The organism is Streptomyces flaveolus (assembly GCF_000716535.1).
GTDB classification, from domain to species: Bacteria; Actinomycetota; Actinomycetes; order Streptomycetales; family Streptomycetaceae; genus Streptomyces; species Streptomyces flaveolus_A.
Map to the genome: position 1 here is coordinate 1 of NZ_JNWV01000033.1, position 14,622 is coordinate 14,622.

Below are 14,622 nucleotides of genomic sequence, written 5' to 3' on the forward strand. Positions count from 1 at the left end.
GTGTCCGGTCCGGGAGCAACGGCTCGATCCGCGCCCACTGCGCATCAGTCAACGGCACACCCAGACCAACGACCAACCGATCCAAACGAAACTGCCTAGGGCGCCAGGATGTCCAGTTCCTGGAGGGCGCCCACGGTGATCTGCCGGGTCAGTTCCTCCGCGCGGGACGCGTCGCCCGCGCGGACCGCCTCGGCCACCCGCACGTGCAGGGTGACGGCCGCCGGGTCGGGGTCCTCGAACATGACCTCGTGATGGGTGCGGCCGGCCAGCACCTCCGCGACGACGTCGCCGAGACGGGCGAACATCTCGTTGCCCGAGGCGGTGAGGACGACCCGGTGGAAGGCGATGTCGTGGACCAGGTACTCCTCCAGCTTGTGGCCGCGTGAGTGGGCCACCATGCCGAGCGCGCACTCGGTGAGTTCGGCGCACTGCTCGGCCGTGGCGTGCTGTGCGGCGAGGCCGGCGGCGACGGGTTCGATCGCGGAGCGCAGCACGGTGAGGGAGCGCAGTTGGTGCGGGCGGTCGGCCCCGGCCAGGCGCCAGCGGATGACCTGTGGGTCGTAGACGTTCCACTCGGCCTTGGGGCGGACCGTGACGCCCACCCGGCGGCGGGACTCGACCAGATGCATGGATTCGAGCACGCGGACCGCCTCGCGCATCACGGAGCGCGACACCTCGAAGTGCTGTGCCAGCTCATCGGTGCGCAGGACGCTGCCCGGCGGGTACTCGCCCGCAGTGATCGCGGGGCCGAGGGTGTCCAGTACACGGCCGTGCAGCCCCCGGCCCGGTGTGGTCATGCACTCAGCGTACGGCGTGGATCACAGGCGCAAAAAGTCAGACTTATATGTCACAGACTCTTGAATTCGTCGTACCTAATGGGTTTCAGTGTGGCGACGCCGCAGTGGCGTCGATGTCGAGGAAGACAGCGAGGCAGTGATGCGAACCCCCCAGGTCGTCGTCGTGATGGGCGTCGCGGGGACGGGCAAGACCACGATCGGTCCCTTGCTCGCCGCGCGGCTGGGCGTCCCGTACGCCGAGGGCGACGACTTCCACCCCCAGGCCAACATCGACAAGATGTCGGCCGGGATCCCGCTCGACGACGCCGACCGGTGGCCGTGGCTGGAGGCCATCGGGCACTGGGCGCACGGCCGGGCCGGACTGGGCGGGGTGGTCAGCAGCTCGGCGCTGAAGCGGTCGTACCGCGACCGGCTTCGGGCCGTGGCCCCCGGGATCGTGTTCCTGCACCTCACGGGCGACCGGAAGCTGATCGAGGAACGGATGTCGCAGCGTCAGGGGCACTTCATGCCCACCGCGCTGCTGGACTCCCAGTTCGCCACGCTCCAGCCCCTGGAGCCGGACGAGGCGGGAGTCGCCGTGGACGTCAGCGGCAGCCCTCAGGAGATCACCGAGCGCGCCGTACAGGCCCTCGACGTGCTTCCCGACACCGCGGGCAGCGCTCAGTAGCGCCCGTCAGAACACCCCCGTCACCGCAAGGGAACCCCCGTGACCAGACTCAGCGTCGAGATGCTGGCAGCGGACGCGCCTCCGCCGATCACCTCCGCCGGACACGCCCAGTTGGGCATAGCCGTCCTGGTGGGCATCGCGGTCATCGTCCTGCTCATCACCAAGTTCAAGCTCCATGCCTTCCTGGCGCTGACCATCGGGTCGCTGGCGCTCGGGGCGGTCGCCGGCGCGCCGCTCGACAAGGCCATCATCAGCTTCACCACCGGGCTCGGCTCCACCGTGGCCGGCGTCGGCGTCCTGATCGCGCTCGGGGCGATCCTGGGCAAGCTGCTCGCCGACTCCGGCGGCGCGGACGAGATCGTGGACACGATCCTCGCCAAGGCCGGCGGGCGCGCCATGCCCTGGGCGATGGTGCTGATCGCGTCCGTGATCGGCCTGCCGCTGTTCTTCGAGGTCGGCATCGTGCTGCTGATCCCGGTCGTGCTGATGGTCGCCAAGCGGGGCAACTACTCCCTGATGCGCATCGGCATCCCGGCGCTCGCCGGTCTGTCCGTGATGCACGGTCTGATCCCGCCGCACCCCGGCCCGCTGGTCGCCATCGACGCGGTCAAGGCCAACCTGGGCGTGACCCTGGCGCTCGGCATCCTGGTCGCCATCCCGACGGTGATCATCGCCGGTCCGCTGTTCTCGAAGGTCGCCGCCCGCTGGGTGGACGTGCCGGCGCCCGACCGGATGCTGCCGCAGCGCGCCTCGGAGGAGCTCCAGCGCCGTCCGGGCTTCGGCGCGACGCTCGCCACCGTGCTGCTGCCGGTGGTGCTGATGCTGGCCAAGGCGCTGGTGGACATCGTCATCGACGACCCCGCGAACACGACCCAGCGTGTCTTCGACGTCGTCGGCTCCCCGCTGATCGCGCTGCTCGCCGCCGTGATCGTCGGCTTCTTCACGCTGGGCCGGCCCGCCGGGTTCACCAAGGACCGGCTCCAGCAGACCGTCGAGAAGGGCCTCATGCCCATCGCCGGCATCCTGCTGATCGTGGGCGCGGGCGGCGGCTTCAAGCAGACGCTGATCGACTCGGGCGTCGGCCAGATGGTCCTGGACGTCTCCAAGGACTGGTCGATCCCGGCGCTGCTGCTGGCCTGGCTGATCGCGGTGGCGATCCGGCTGGCGACCGGCTCGGCGACGGTGGCGACGGTCTCGGCGGCCGGTCTGGTCGCGCCGCTCGCGGCCGACATGTCGACCACCCACGCGGCCCTGCTCGTCCTGGCCGTCGGCGCGGGCTCGCTGTTCTTCAGCCATGTCAACGACGCCGGTTTCTGGCTGGTGAAGGAGTACTTCGGGCTGAGCGTCGGGCAGACCGTGAAGACCTGGTCGGTGATGGAGACGATCATCTCGGTGGTCGCCGGCGGCCTGGTCCTGCTCCTCTCCCTGGTCATCTAGGGGTACGACGGTGACGGCCCATCCCCTCTTCGACATCAGCGGCCGTACGGCGCTGGTCACCGGGTCCAGCCGGGGCATCGGCCTCGCGCTGGCCCGGGGCCTGGCCGAGGCCGGCTGCACGGTGGTCCTCAACGGGCGCGACGCCGGCCGGCTGGCCGAGGCCGCGGCGGACCTTCCCGGTGAAGTGCGTACGGCGGTGTTCGACGTGACCGACGGTCCGGCCGTGGCCGCCGGGATCGCCGACGTCGAGGAGCGGGTGGGCCCGCTCGACATCCTGGTGAACAACGCGGGCATGCAACTGCGCGCCCCCCTGCTGGAGTTCGCCGACGCCGACTGGCACCGCATCCTGGACACCAACCTCACCAGCGCGTTTCTCGTCGGCCGGGAGGCCGCCCGGCGGATGACGGCACGCGGCCACGGAAAGATCGTCAACATCTGCTCGTTGCAGAGCGAGGTCGTCCGGCCCGGCATCGCGCCGTACGCGGCGACCAAGGGCGCGCTGAAGATGCTCACCAAGGGCATGTGCGCCGACTGGGGGCCGTACGGCGTCCAGGTCAACGGCCTCGGGCCGGGCTACATCGAGACCGAGTTGACCCGGCCCCTGGTGGAGGACGAGGAGTTCAGCGCGTGGGTGCGCCGCCGCACCCCGGCCGGGCGCTGGGGCCGTACCGAGGACCTGGTGGGCGGGCTGCTCTTCCTGGCCTCGCCCGCGGCGGACTTCGTCGGCGGGCAGGTGCTGTACGTCGACGGCGGCATGACGAGCGTGCTGTGAAGGGGGCGGCGGGCGTGCTGGGATGCGTGATCCACGGGGCCGGCGATCTGCGGGTGGAGGAACTGGCATCCCCTCAGCCGGGGCCCGGCGAGGCGCTGGTGGCCGTCCGGTACGGCGGGGTGTGCGGGTCCGACCTGCACTACTGGCGGCACGGCGGGGTCGGGGACTTCCGGCTCCGCGAGCCGATGGTGCTCGGGCACGAGGTGGTCGGCACGGTGGTGTCCTACGGCCCCGGGGCCACCGGTCCCGCCCCGGGTACGGCGGTCGCCGTGCACCCGGCCACGCCGTGCGGGGTGTGCCCGGAGTGCGCCGGCGGACGGGCGAACGTGTGCCGCGACACGCGGTACCTGGGCAGTGCGGCGCGCTTTCCGCACGTGCAGGGCGGGTTCGCGGGTCGAGTGGTGGTTCCTTCCGCTCAGGTGCGGGCGTTGCCGGACGGGCTCGGGCTGCGCCGGGCCGCGCTGGCCGAGCCGCTGTCGGTGGCGCTGCACGCGGTGCGGCGGGCCGGGGCGGTGGCCGGGCGGCATGTCCTGGTCACCGGGGCCGGGCCGATCGGGTGCCTGGTCGTCGCGGCGGCGAAGGCTGCGGGCGCGGCACGGGTGACATCGACCGACCTGGTGCCCGAGGCACTGGGCTACGCGGCCGTCGCCGGCGCCGACACGCTTCTGCGGGCCGACGATCCGGACGATCCCGGGTGGCCGGCCGAGGTGGACGTGGCCGTGGAGGCGTCGGGGGTGGCCGCCGGTCTGGACACCTGTCTGCGGCTGGTGCGGCGCGGCGGTGTGGTCGTCCAGCTCGGGATGCTGCCGGCCGGACGGACGCCGTTCGCCGGGAACCTGGTGGTGAGCCGGGAGATCGAACTGCGGGGCGCGTTCCGGTTCGACGCCGAGTTCGACGACGCGCTGGAACTGCTGGCGGCCCGTGGGGAGTTCGACGGACTGGTCAGCGCGGTGGTCCCGGTACGGGAGGCCGAATCTGCGTTCGCGCTGGCCTCCGACCGGGAGCGGTCGTGCAAGGTGCTGCTGGAGTTCTGAGGGCGCCGGAGCGTCGCCGGCGGGTTGTGCGCGGTCGACGAAGGCCGGCGGGAAGGTGAGCGGGCGTCACGGGCGCCACAGTGGGTGTTCCCTCTCCGCCCACTCTCTCGCCACCGTTCCCGTCCGCAGCCCCCGCCTCGCCTCCGGGTCGCCCAGGGCCATCCCGATGTGGCCGGCCAGGACCACGCCGATCGTCAGGGCCAGCCAGTCGTGGACGAAGGTCGCCGAGGTGCGCCACATCAGCGGGGTGAGATGGGTGAACCACATCATCAGGCCGGTGCCGAGCATGACCAGGGTCGCGCCGCCGATCCACGCGGCGTAGATCTTCTGGCCGGCGTTGAACTTCCCGGCGGGGCGCGAGTCGTGGCGTCGGTCGCGGCGCAGCGCGGCGTGCAGCCAGACCCGGTCGTGCGGGCCGAAGCGGTTCAGGAAGCGCAGGTCGGCGCGGAAGGCGCGGGAGGCCAGGCCCAGCAGGACGGGCACCGGCAGCGCGAGTCCCGCGCACTCGTGCACCCGGACGACCAGTTCCCGGCGGCCGACCAGTACCGCCAGTTGCGGGATGTAGAGAACGGCCGCGGTCAGCACGCACACGCCCATCAGCGCGGCCGTGGTGCGGTGCACCCAGCGCTCGGCGCGGGTGAAGCGGTGGACGCGGGCGCGCGGCGGGGCGGGGGTCTCAGCTCGTAGGCTCATCGTCGCGTCCGTTCGAGCGGCCGACCCAGGCGTCGACGTCGTAGCCGAGGTTCTCCCAGTAGCCCGGCCTCACCCGGTCGGTGACGGTGATGCCGGAGAGCCACTTGGCGGACTTGTAGAAGTACATGGGGGCGACGTAGAGGCGGACCGGGCCGCCGTGGTCGTGGCCGATGTCCTTGTCCTGCATGCGCAGGGCGACCAGCACGTCCGGGCGGCGCGCCTGGCCGAGGGTGAGGCTCTCGGTGTAGGTGCCGTCGAAGCAGGTGAAGCGGAGGGCCTTGGCGGAGGAGCGGACGCCCGCCGCGTCGAGCAGGTGGGACAGGCGTACGCCCTCGAAGGGGGTGCCGGGGACCCGCCAGCCGGTGACGCACTGGACGTCCTTGACCAGCCGGGTCTGCGGCAGGGCGCGCAGCTCGTCGAGGGTGTAGGCGCGCGGGTGGTCGACCAGGCCGTCGATGGTGAGGCGGTAGTCGGCCGCGGTCTTGTGCGGGACGGACGCGGCGACGGAGTAGTAGCGGAAGCCGCCGCCGTTGGGCAGCAGACCGGTGAGGCCGGTGGGGTCCTTGCCGGCGACGTCGCCGAGGAGGCCTTCGACGCCGCGTTGCAGCGCGGGTGCCGCGATCACGCCGAGCGCGCCCAGGCCGAGGGTGCCGAGGAAGAGGCGGCGGCCGATGGGCCGGCCGTCCTGCTCGTACGCGTGTTCCTCGGATTGTTCGGAGTTCACCTGTTCATTCGAGCACTCGGGGCCACACGGGGCCAGACGATCGGGCCCCTGGTCAGATTTCCGTAATCACTTCTTACGGTCACGGCTCACGGCCACTTCCTACGATCACTTCTTGCGCATGACGTCCGGGCCGGCGCGTCTCAGTGACCGAGCGCGCGGGCGCGGGCCGCGCGGAAGGCCGCCAGGGGGTCGGGGTGCGCGTACGACCAGGGCGCCGGGGTGGCGTGTGCGCCGATGCGCCGGAAGAGGGCCGCCGCCTCGGCCGGGCGGCCTGCGCTGGACAGGGCGAACGCGAGATGGTTGAGGTCGATGTGACGGCGCGGGTGTTCGTCGTGCTCCCACTCCAGCCACCAGTCGAAGCAGGCGCGCAGGATGCGCCGGGCCCGCGGACCGGACCAGTGCCCGGAGGCGGCCGGGTCGGCGGGGGCGAGGCCGGTGGCGGCGAGGACCCGGTACCGCTCGGCGTAGGCGACGACCGGCAGGACGGCCAGCGGCGAGTCGGCGGGGGCCTCGGCGGCGGCCAGCTCGGCGAGGTCGTACACCTCGTGGGCCTCGGCCCGGCCGCCCGCGGGCCGTTCGGCGAGGCGGGCGATCAGCAGGTGGTGGGCGTGGTGGTGTTCGGGGTGGCGGCGGCGCAGCTCGGCGAAGGCTGCGAGCACCTCGCGCTCCGGGCCGAGGGCGCGGGCGAGCAGCAGCCGGCCCAGCCAGGGGGTGGGGTCGGCGGGGGCGAGCGCGGCGGCCGTGTCACAGGCCTCGCGGGCCCGGCCGGGTTCCCCCTCGCCGCGTAAGGCGCGGTGCACCAGGGCGAGGGCGAGCAGCGCGGTGGCGTCGGCGGAACCGGGCTCGGCGGCCAGCCAGTCGGTCGCCCAGGCGGCGGCGCGGGGATCCCGGGCGAGCGCGGTGAGGCGGTGGCCGCGGCGGTCCCAGTCGTCGCCGGTGTGCACCAGCAGGGAGCGGGCGGCCTGCCGCCGGCCCTGGGCCAACGCGGTCCGGGCGGTGCGGAGTTCCGCGTCGTCGAGGGCGGCGTCGAAGGCCCCGGAGACGTCCTCGGCGGTTTCACCGGACGGTTCCGTGGGGGCCCGGCGAGCGCCGAGCAGAGGCGGGAGAGGGGGCACCGCGGGACTTCCTGTTTCTCGGGCTGCCATCGACCGATCACGCACAGCAAACCCTCAGCCAAGAGTTGCGTCAAGCGGAACGGCGGTGATACGAGCTTCAACTTCCTTGCGCGAAACGGAACTTGATCGTTCCGGTGCAGGTGGGCCGGGCCGTGACCGCCCGGGCCCGGGAACGCTCCTGTGGCGTATGCCATCACGTTTTCGGGGCGTACGCCCCGGCTTCTGTGGCGTACGCCATGGCGCCGCGCGTCCCGGCCCCCGACCATGGCCAGTCAGGCCCCGGACCATGGTGACTCAATCGCCCGGTTCCGGGTACTTCCGGGGCAATGCCGTCCTGGGAGCGCTAAGGTCGGCCACTACCGCCCGTGGTACGGCCGGACGATCGAGGTACACAGCGTGTCGGTTCTGGTTCTCCTTCTCGCCGTGAGCGCGGCTTGCTGTCTGGGTTTCGGATTCGTGCTCCAGCAGAACGCGGCGCAGAAGGCACCGCTCAGCGACTTCCTCTCCTTCCGCCTGCTGCTCGACCTGATGCGGATACCACGCTGGCTGGGCGGCCTCGGGCTGATGGTGGCCGGCATGGTGCTGGGCGCGATCGCCCTCGGCAAGGGCGAGATCTCCCTGGTGGAGCCACTGCTCGCGACCAATCTGCTGTTCGCCCTCGCCCTCTCCCGGCACCAGACCGGGCAACCGCTCGGCCGCCAGGGCTGGGCCGGGCTGCTGCTGCTCGCGGGCGGGGTGAGCGCGTTCATCGTCGCGGGCGAGCCGCGCGGCGGCACGGCGGTCACCGATCCGCTGCGGCACTGGCTGATCATCGGAGCGGTGGTGGGCGTGGCCCTGGTACTGACGACGTACGCCAAGCGCTCGCGGCTGAGCTGGGGTCCGGTGCTGCTGGCCCTGGCGGCCGGGCTGCTCTACGGCGTCCAGGACGCGCTGACCCGGGTGAGCGGCACCCGCTTCTCCGACGGCGGCCTCACCGAACTGTTCTCCGGCTGGCAGCCGTACGGCGTGGTGGCCTGCGGGGTCACCGGTCTCGTCCTGGTGCAGAGCGCGTTCGAGACGGCCCCGCTGCGCATGTCGCTGCCCGCGCTCACGGCGGCCGAGCCGCTCGCCGGGATCCTGTGCGGCGTGGGCTTCATGGGCGACCGGCTGCGCACCGACACCGGGGCGCTGGCCGGGGAGGCGGCCGGGCTCGCGGCGGTGGTGGCGGGCATCGTGCTGCTCGGACTGCATCCGGCGATGCCGTGCGGCACGGCGGAGACGGAGCCGGGAGCCCGGGACCTCCAGCGCCGCTGAGCCGGCCCCTGCCTGGACGGGGGCCCTGAGCACGGGCGGGGGTGAGGCGACCGTGAGCACGGGCGAGGCAGCCCTCGCCCACATGTGACAACCCCGCTTGGACGGGGACAGGGCCGCCCCCATCAGGCGGCCCTTGCCCGCATGAGGCAGCCCCGCTCAAACGGGAACAGGCCCGCCCGCATGAGGCAACCCCGCTCGGACGGGAACAGCCCCCACCCACATCAGGCAGCCCTCGCCCACATCAGGCATCCCCGCTCGGACGGGAACAGGCCCGACCCCATGGGGCAGCCCCGCTCAATGGGGGGAGCCCCGCCCGCATGAGGCGGCCCTGCTTGGATGACGGGCATGAATCCTGCTGACGAGATCCTCGACATCGTCGACGAGCACGACCGGGTCGTCGCCCAGTACCCGCGGGGCGAGGCCTACGCGCGCGGGCTGCGCCACCGCTGTGTGTTCATCGAGGCCCGGGACGCGGCCGGCCGGCTCTTCGTGCACCGGCGCACGGCGACCAAGCTGGTGTTCCCCTCCCTGTACGACCTGTTCGTCGGCGGGGTCGTCGGCGCGGGCGAGTCCTACGACGAGGCGGCGCTGCGGGAGGCCGAGGAGGAGCTGGGTGTGACCGGGCTGCCCCGGCCGGAGTTCCTCTTCAAGTTCCTCTACGAAGACGCCGCCGGGAACAGCTGGTGGTCGGCGGTGTACGAGGTCCGCTGCGAGCTGCCCGTGCGACCGCAGGCGGAGGAGGTCCAGTGGCACGCCTTCCTGCCCGAGGAGGAGGTCGAGCGGCGGCTCGGCGAGTGGGAGTGGGTGCCGGACGGACTGGCGGCGTACGAGCGGCTTCGGGCGTTCCGGGCGGGCCGGTGACCGCCGGGTAGGGTCGGCCGCGTGAGCGAATTCGTACGGAACATCCGGCTGTGGTTCGCGCCGGAGCGGGTGCGGGACGAGGGCGGGACGCCCGACTACCGGTTCTCGCTGGCCAACGAGCGCACCTTCCTCGCCTGGCTGCGGACCGCGCTGGCGCTGATCGGCGGCGGATTCGCGGTGGACCAGTTCCTCCCGGACCTGCGCTGGGCCTGGCGGGTCGGTCTCGCGCTCGCCCTGCTCGCGGCCGGTGTCCTCTGCTCCCTGCGCGCGGTGAACCACTGGGTGCGCTGCGAGCGGGCGATGCGCCGCGGCGAGGACCTGCCCGCGTCCCGCTTCCCCGCGCTGCTGAGCCTGGTCGTGGCGGTGGTGGCCGTCGCGATGGTGGTGGTCGTCCTCGTCGGGTGGGAGGGGTGAGCGCCGGGGAGGCGGACGCCGGGCGGGATCCCGGGCTCCAGCCCGAGCGGACCCGGCTGGCCTGGCGGCGTACGACCCTGTCGGCGACCGTGGCCACCGTGCTCGCGGTGAAGACGGCGCTGCACGACCGGCCGCCGGCCGCCGGGATCGTCGCGTGCGCGGTCTGCGCCGTGCTCTGGCTGGGCTTCCTCCGGGTGGCCCACCACCGGATCCGCGCCCTGACGGCCGGCCCCCGCCCACCCGCGCTCGCGCCCCGGCTCGCGACGGCGGCGGCGCTGTGCGCGGTGGCGCTGGCGGTGTGCGCGGCCGTGCTGGTGACCTAGAGGGCTTTCGCCTTCGTGCCGGACTGCTCGGCCACCGCCTCAATCCCGCCGCGTCGTACGAAGTGGCGGTCAGGCGCCGCCGCCCCCGACCTCCCGGTCCACCGTCACCACGATTTTCCCCCGGACGTGACCCTCCTGGCTCAGACGGTGGGCGTCCGCCGTTCGTTCCAGGGGGAAGGTGTGCTGGACGTGGACGGAGACGACGCCCTGTTCGGCCAGGTCCGACAGGCGGCGCAGGTCCTCGGGGTCCGGGCGGACGAAGCAGTACCGGCCGCCGTGGTCCAGGACCTCGTGGTCGGCGATCGACGCCAGCCGGCCCTCCGGGGCGAGCAGGTGGGCCGAGGTCCGCAGGGTGTCGCCGCCGATGGTGTCGAAGACCGCGTCCACACCCTCGGGGGCGAGCCCGCGCACCCGTTCCGCCAGGCCCTCGCCGTAACGCACCGGCTCGCCGCCCAGGGTGCGGACGTAGTCGTGGTTCGACTCGCCCGCGGTGCCGATGACCCGGGCACCGAGGTGGGCGGCGATCTGGACGGCCAGCGAGCCGACCCCGCCGGCCGCCGCGTGCACCAGCACGGTCTCGCCCCGCTTCACCTCCAGTGCCTTGACCAGCACCTGATAGGCGGTGAGCCCGGCGAGCGGGAGCCCGGCAGCCTCCTCGAAGGACAGGTTGCGCGGCTTGCGGGCCAGGGCGCGGACGGGCGCGGCCACGTACTCGGCGAAGGTGCCGCGGGAGAGGAAATCCTCGCGGGCGTAGCCGATGACCTCGTCGCCGGCCTCGAACTCGGTGACGGCGGCACCGGGCCGTACGACCACCCCGCTGACGTCCCACCCGGGGATCACCGGGAAGACGGCGTCGAGGGCCGGGTCGAGGTAGCCCTCGCGGCACTTCCAGTCCACCGGGTTGACGGCCGCCGCGCGCACCTCGACCAGGACCTGGTCGGGACCGACCTTGGGGTCGCGCAGCTCGCCGTACTCCAGCACCTCCGGCCCGCCGTAGCGGCGGTAGCTGATGCCCTTCATGCCGTCGACCCTCCGGGGTACTCGTGCGCCACGCAACCGGGATGTCCTGATACACGGCTTTCGCGTGGCAGTCTTCCGACGTCAGGCATCCCGTACCCCCCGAAGGTGAGCACCATGACCACCCTTCACCAGGAACACACCGAGCACACGGCACACCGCCACGGACCGGACTGCGGGCACAACGCCGTACCGCACGGCGACCACGTCGACTACGTCCACGACGGACATCTGCACCGGGAGCACGAGGGTCACTGGGACGAGTGCGAGCCGGCCGGGCACGCCGTCCACGAGGGTCATGAGCACGTGCACCACGACGAGTGCGGGCACGCGCAGGTGCCGCACGGCGACCACGTGGACTATCTGCACGACGGGCACCGGCACGCCGAGCACGGGGACCACTGGGACGACCACTGATCCGCCGGACACGAAGACCGACGGCTCCCCGGACAGCGCACCGGGGGGCCGTCGGCCTATCGTGGCCCGGGTCACGTTCCGCCTGATCTTCACCGCGCGCACTGGACGGCATACCGACCGGTCGGCATCATGAGTCCAGACTTGTTCGCCCGTTCGTAGGAGTGATGTATGAGCGCCGACCACCCGCCCGGTCTCGACCTGGACCGGCTGAGCGCCCTGCTCGACCGCGAGCGCCCCGGTCTGGTGAACGGCCCGCTGACCGGACGGCTGATCGAGGGCGGACGGTCGAACCTCACCTACGCGCTCTCGGACGGCACCTCGAAGTGGGTCGTCCGCCGGCCGCCGCTCGGCCATGTGCTGGCCACCGCACACGACATGAAGCGCGAGCACCGGGTGATCAGCGCGCTGCACCCGACCCGGGTGCCGGTCCCGCGCCCGCTGCTGCTGTGCGAGGACGAGGAGGTGCTCGGGGCGCCCTTCTACGTCATGGAGTTCGTGGAGGGCACGCCGTACCGCACCGCCGACCAGCTCGCCCCGCTCGGCGCGGAGCGCACGCGGAACGCGGTCCTGTCCCTGGTGGACACGCTGGTCGAGCTGCACGCCGTGGACCCCGCCGAGGTGGGCCTCGCCGACTTCGGCCGCCCGGAGGGCTTCCTGGACCGGCAGCTGCGCCGCTGGGGGAAGCAGCTGGACGCCTCCCGCAACCGCGAACTGGCGGGCATCGACGAGCTGCACGCGGCCCTCGGCCGAGAGCTGCCCGCCTCCCCCGCCCCGGCGGTCGTCCACGGCGACTACCGCCTGGACAACGTCCTGATCGGGGACGACGACACGATCAAGGCGATCCTCGACTGGGAGATGTCCACGCTCGGCGACCCGCTCACCGACCTGGGTCTGCTGGTCATGTACAGCCTGCCGCTCGGCATGCCGGACTCCCCCGTCTCCACCACCGCCGAGGCGCCGGGGCACCCCGACCCGCGGGAGCTGGTCGAGCGGTACGCCGCCCGCTCCGGCCGGGACGTCTCGGCCGTCTCCTGGTACACGGCGTTCGCCTGGTTCAAGCTCGCCGTGATCCTGGAGGGCATCCACTACCGGTACACGCTCGGCCAGACGGTCGGCCGCGGCTTCGACCGCATCGGCGACCTCGTGCCCGTCTTCATCGACCACGGACTGACCACTCTTCAGGAAGGCTGACCGGCATGGACTTCGCGTTCGACGCGCGCACCGAGGAGCTGCGCGACAGGCTCCTCGCCTTCATGGACGAGCACGTCTACCCGGCCGAGGCGGTCGCCGAGGAGCAGCGGGCGCGGCTGGCGTCCCCCTGGGACACGCCGGCCGTGGTCGAGGAGCTGAAGGCCGAGGCCCGCGCTCAGGGCCTGTGGAACCTGTTCCTGCCCGACGCCGGGTACGGCGCCGGGCTGACCAACCTCCAGTACGCGCCGCTCGCCGAGATCACCGGCCGTTCCCCGCACCTCGCGCCGACCGCGACCAACTGCGCCGCGCCCGACACCGGGAACATGGAGGTGCTGGCGCAGTTCGGCACCGAGGAGCAGAAGAAGCAGTGGCTGGAGCCGCTGCTGGCCGGTGAGATCCGCTCGGCGTTCGCGATGACGGAGCCGGAGGTGGCGTCCTCGGACGCCACGAACATCACCACGCACATGGAGCGGGACGGCGACGAGTACGTCGTCACCGGCCGCAAGTGGTACATCTCCGGGGCGATGAACCCGGACTGCAAGATCTTCATCGTGATGGGCAAGACGGACCCGGACGGGGCGGACATCCGCCGCCAGCAGTCCATGGTCCTGGTCCCGCGCGACACGCCCGGTGTCACGGTCGAGCGCGCGATGCGGGTCTTCGGCTACGAGGACCACTCGCACGGCGGCCACGCCGAAGTGGTCTTCGACCACGCGCGCGTGCCCGTGTCGAACCTCGTCGGCGAGGAGGGCGGCGGCTTCGCCATCGCCCAGGCCCGGCTCGGGCCCGGCCGGATCCACCACTGCATGCGGCTGATCGGGATGGCCGAGCGGGCGATCGAGCTGATGTGCCGGCGGGCCGTGAGCCGTACCGCGTTCGGCAAGGCGCTGGCCCAGCAAGGAGTGGTCCAGAACTGGATCGCCGACGCCCGGGTCACCGTCGAGCAGCTGCGGCTGCTGGTGCTGAAGACGGCCTGGCTGATGGACACCGTCGGCAACAAGGGCGCCCACACCGAGATCCAGGCCATCAAGATCGCCACCCCGCGCGCGGTGGTCGGCATCCTGGACCGGGCGATCCAGCTCCACGGCGCGGGCGGGGTGAGCCAGGACTTCCCGCTGGCCGAGCTGTACGCGAGCGCCCGGACGCTGATGCTCGCCGACGGCCCGGACGAGGTCCACCAGCGGTCGCTGGCCCGCCGGGAGCTGAAGAAGTATCTCTGACGTCCCCGGCCCCCGCACCCCTCGGGTGCTTCCGGGGTCCTTACGGCCGCAGGGCCCGCAGGAGCAGGTCGGCCAGGTGGTCGGCCACCTCCTGCGGGCTCATCGGGCCGTCCGGCCGGTACCACGTCGACAGATGGTGGACCGAGCCGAAGTGGTAGTCCACGACCAGGTCGGCCGGGGTCGCCGTGGAGAAGACGCCCGCCTTCTGGCCCTCCTCCACGAGCGCGCGGAAACGCTCGTGGTAGCGCCGGCGCTCGGCGCGGACCTGCTTGTTCTTCTCCGGGCTCAGGTGGTGCATGGACCGGAAGAAGATCATCGCGTCGTCGAGGTTCTCGATCGTCGTGACGACGACGTCCGCCGCCGCGTCCCTGAGCCGCTTCTCCACCGGCTCGTCGGCGTTCGCGAACGTGTCCAGCCGCTCCTGCTGGAGGCGCAGCACACGCGCGTACACCTCGTGCAGCAGGTCGTCCTTGGAGCCGAAGTAGTGGTACAGCGCCCCCTTGGTGACGCCGGCCGCCTCCACGATCTCCTGCACGGAGGTGCGGTCGTAACCCTGCTCGGCGAAGAGCCGGGTGGCGGCGGCCAGCAGCCGCTGCGGGACGGGCGTCCCGTCTCCGTCCGTCGTCCTGGGCACTGCCGCCACCTGC

At 72.5% G+C, this 14,622-nt stretch carries 17 protein-coding genes; 11 read left to right on the forward strand and 6 right to left on the reverse strand.

Annotated elements, in window-relative coordinates; genetic code table 11:
- Positions 1–95 precede the first annotated feature (95 nt).
- Complete coding sequence (locus OO52_RS31950; RefSeq protein WP_030658140.1) at positions 96–797, reverse strand: FadR/GntR family transcriptional regulator; 702 nt, start codon at positions 795–797, stop codon at positions 96–98.
- A gap of 139 nt (positions 798–936) precedes the next feature.
- Here OO52_RS31950 and OO52_RS31955 point away from each other — a divergent pair, with 139 nt between their 5' ends.
- The 4 genes from OO52_RS31955 to OO52_RS31970 are packed head-to-tail and all read left to right on the forward strand — an operon-like array spanning position 937 to position 4,707.
- The gene (locus tag OO52_RS31955; RefSeq protein WP_030658142.1) at positions 937–1,464 is read left to right on the forward strand and encodes a gluconokinase; all 528 of its coding nucleotides are present in this window, start codon (positions 937–939) and stop codon (positions 1,462–1,464) included.
- A gap of 39 nt (positions 1,465–1,503) precedes the next feature.
- A complete protein-coding gene (locus OO52_RS31960; RefSeq protein ID WP_030658144.1) occupies positions 1,504–2,901 on the forward strand; it encodes a GntP family permease in 1,398 nt (465 codons plus the stop codon).
- Between the two features lie 10 nt (positions 2,902–2,911).
- The gene (locus tag OO52_RS31965; RefSeq protein WP_030658146.1) at positions 2,912–3,673 is read left to right on the forward strand and encodes an SDR family oxidoreductase; all 762 of its coding nucleotides are present in this window, start codon (positions 2,912–2,914) and stop codon (positions 3,671–3,673) included.
- A 14-nt stretch (positions 3,674–3,687) separates the two neighbouring features.
- Positions 3,688–4,707 (forward strand): L-idonate 5-dehydrogenase, encoded by a 1,020-nt coding sequence (locus OO52_RS31970; protein ID WP_030658148.1) that lies wholly within the window; start codon positions 3,688–3,690, stop codon positions 4,705–4,707.
- A 66-nt stretch (positions 4,708–4,773) separates the two neighbouring features.
- On the opposite strand, the gene OO52_RS31975 is transcribed toward OO52_RS31970, so the two are convergent.
- The 3 genes from OO52_RS31975 to OO52_RS31985 all read right to left on the reverse strand — a co-directional run bounded on the left by OO52_RS31975 (position 4,774) and on the right by OO52_RS31985 (position 7,239).
- A complete protein-coding gene (locus OO52_RS31975; RefSeq protein WP_030658150.1) occupies positions 4,774–5,400 on the reverse strand; it encodes a cytochrome b/b6 domain-containing protein in 627 nt (208 codons plus the stop codon).
- Positions 5,384–6,124 carry a molybdopterin-dependent oxidoreductase gene (locus tag OO52_RS31980; RefSeq protein ID WP_030658152.1) on the reverse strand — a complete coding sequence of 247 codons (741 nt, stop codon included), beginning with the start codon at positions 6,122–6,124 and terminating at the stop codon, positions 5,384–5,386. Before OO52_RS31980 ends, OO52_RS31975 begins: the two co-directional genes overlap by 17 nt.
- 140 nt (positions 6,125–6,264) lie before the next feature.
- Complete coding sequence (locus OO52_RS31985; RefSeq protein ID WP_030658154.1) at positions 6,265–7,239, reverse strand: hypothetical protein; 975 nt, start codon at positions 7,237–7,239, stop codon at positions 6,265–6,267.
- A gap of 396 nt (positions 7,240–7,635) precedes the next feature.
- Here OO52_RS31985 and OO52_RS31990 point away from each other — a divergent pair, with 396 nt between their 5' ends.
- The 4 genes from OO52_RS31990 (at position 7,636) to OO52_RS32005 (ending at position 10,130) form a co-directional block, all read left to right on the forward strand.
- Positions 7,636–8,532 carry a DMT family transporter gene (locus OO52_RS31990; RefSeq protein ID WP_030658156.1) on the forward strand — a complete coding sequence of 299 codons (897 nt, stop codon included), beginning with the start codon at positions 7,636–7,638 and terminating at the stop codon, positions 8,530–8,532.
- Positions 8,533–8,877: 345 nt separating this feature from the next.
- A complete protein-coding gene (locus OO52_RS31995; protein ID WP_030658158.1) occupies positions 8,878–9,393 on the forward strand; it encodes an NUDIX hydrolase in 516 nt (171 codons plus the stop codon).
- Positions 9,394–9,414: 21 nt separating this feature from the next.
- Positions 9,415–9,807, forward strand: coding sequence for a YidH family protein (locus OO52_RS32000; protein ID WP_030658160.1), 393 nt, complete (start codon positions 9,415–9,417; stop codon positions 9,805–9,807).
- Positions 9,804–10,130, forward strand: a complete 327-nt coding sequence (locus OO52_RS32005; protein WP_030658162.1) for a DUF202 domain-containing protein — start codon at positions 9,804–9,806, stop codon at positions 10,128–10,130. Before OO52_RS32000 ends, OO52_RS32005 begins: the two co-directional genes overlap by 4 nt.
- 69 nt (positions 10,131–10,199) lie before the next feature.
- Here OO52_RS32005 and OO52_RS32010 read toward each other — a convergent pair whose 3' ends face one another.
- On the reverse strand, positions 10,200–11,150 hold the full coding sequence (locus OO52_RS32010; RefSeq protein WP_030658164.1) for an NADP-dependent oxidoreductase: 951 nt from the start codon (positions 11,148–11,150) through the stop codon (positions 10,200–10,202).
- 114 nt (positions 11,151–11,264) lie between these two features.
- Here OO52_RS32010 and OO52_RS32015 point away from each other — a divergent pair, with 114 nt between their 5' ends.
- The 3 genes from OO52_RS32015 (at position 11,265) to OO52_RS32025 (ending at position 13,975) form a co-directional block, all read left to right on the forward strand.
- Positions 11,265–11,564, forward strand: coding sequence for a hypothetical protein (locus tag OO52_RS32015; RefSeq protein ID WP_030658166.1), 300 nt, complete (start codon positions 11,265–11,267; stop codon positions 11,562–11,564).
- A 168-nt stretch (positions 11,565–11,732) separates the two neighbouring features.
- Positions 11,733–12,755 carry a phosphotransferase family protein gene (locus OO52_RS32020; RefSeq protein WP_030658169.1) on the forward strand — a complete coding sequence of 341 codons (1,023 nt, stop codon included), beginning with the start codon at positions 11,733–11,735 and terminating at the stop codon, positions 12,753–12,755.
- Between the two features lie 5 nt (positions 12,756–12,760).
- Complete coding sequence (locus OO52_RS32025; RefSeq protein ID WP_030658171.1) at positions 12,761–13,975, forward strand: acyl-CoA dehydrogenase; 1,215 nt, start codon at positions 12,761–12,763, stop codon at positions 13,973–13,975.
- 40 nt (positions 13,976–14,015) lie between these two features.
- Here OO52_RS32025 and OO52_RS32030 read toward each other — a convergent pair whose 3' ends face one another.
- Positions 14,016–14,609, reverse strand: a complete 594-nt coding sequence (locus OO52_RS32030; RefSeq protein ID WP_030658172.1) for a TetR/AcrR family transcriptional regulator — start codon at positions 14,607–14,609, stop codon at positions 14,016–14,018.
- Positions 14,610–14,622 lie beyond the last annotated feature (13 nt).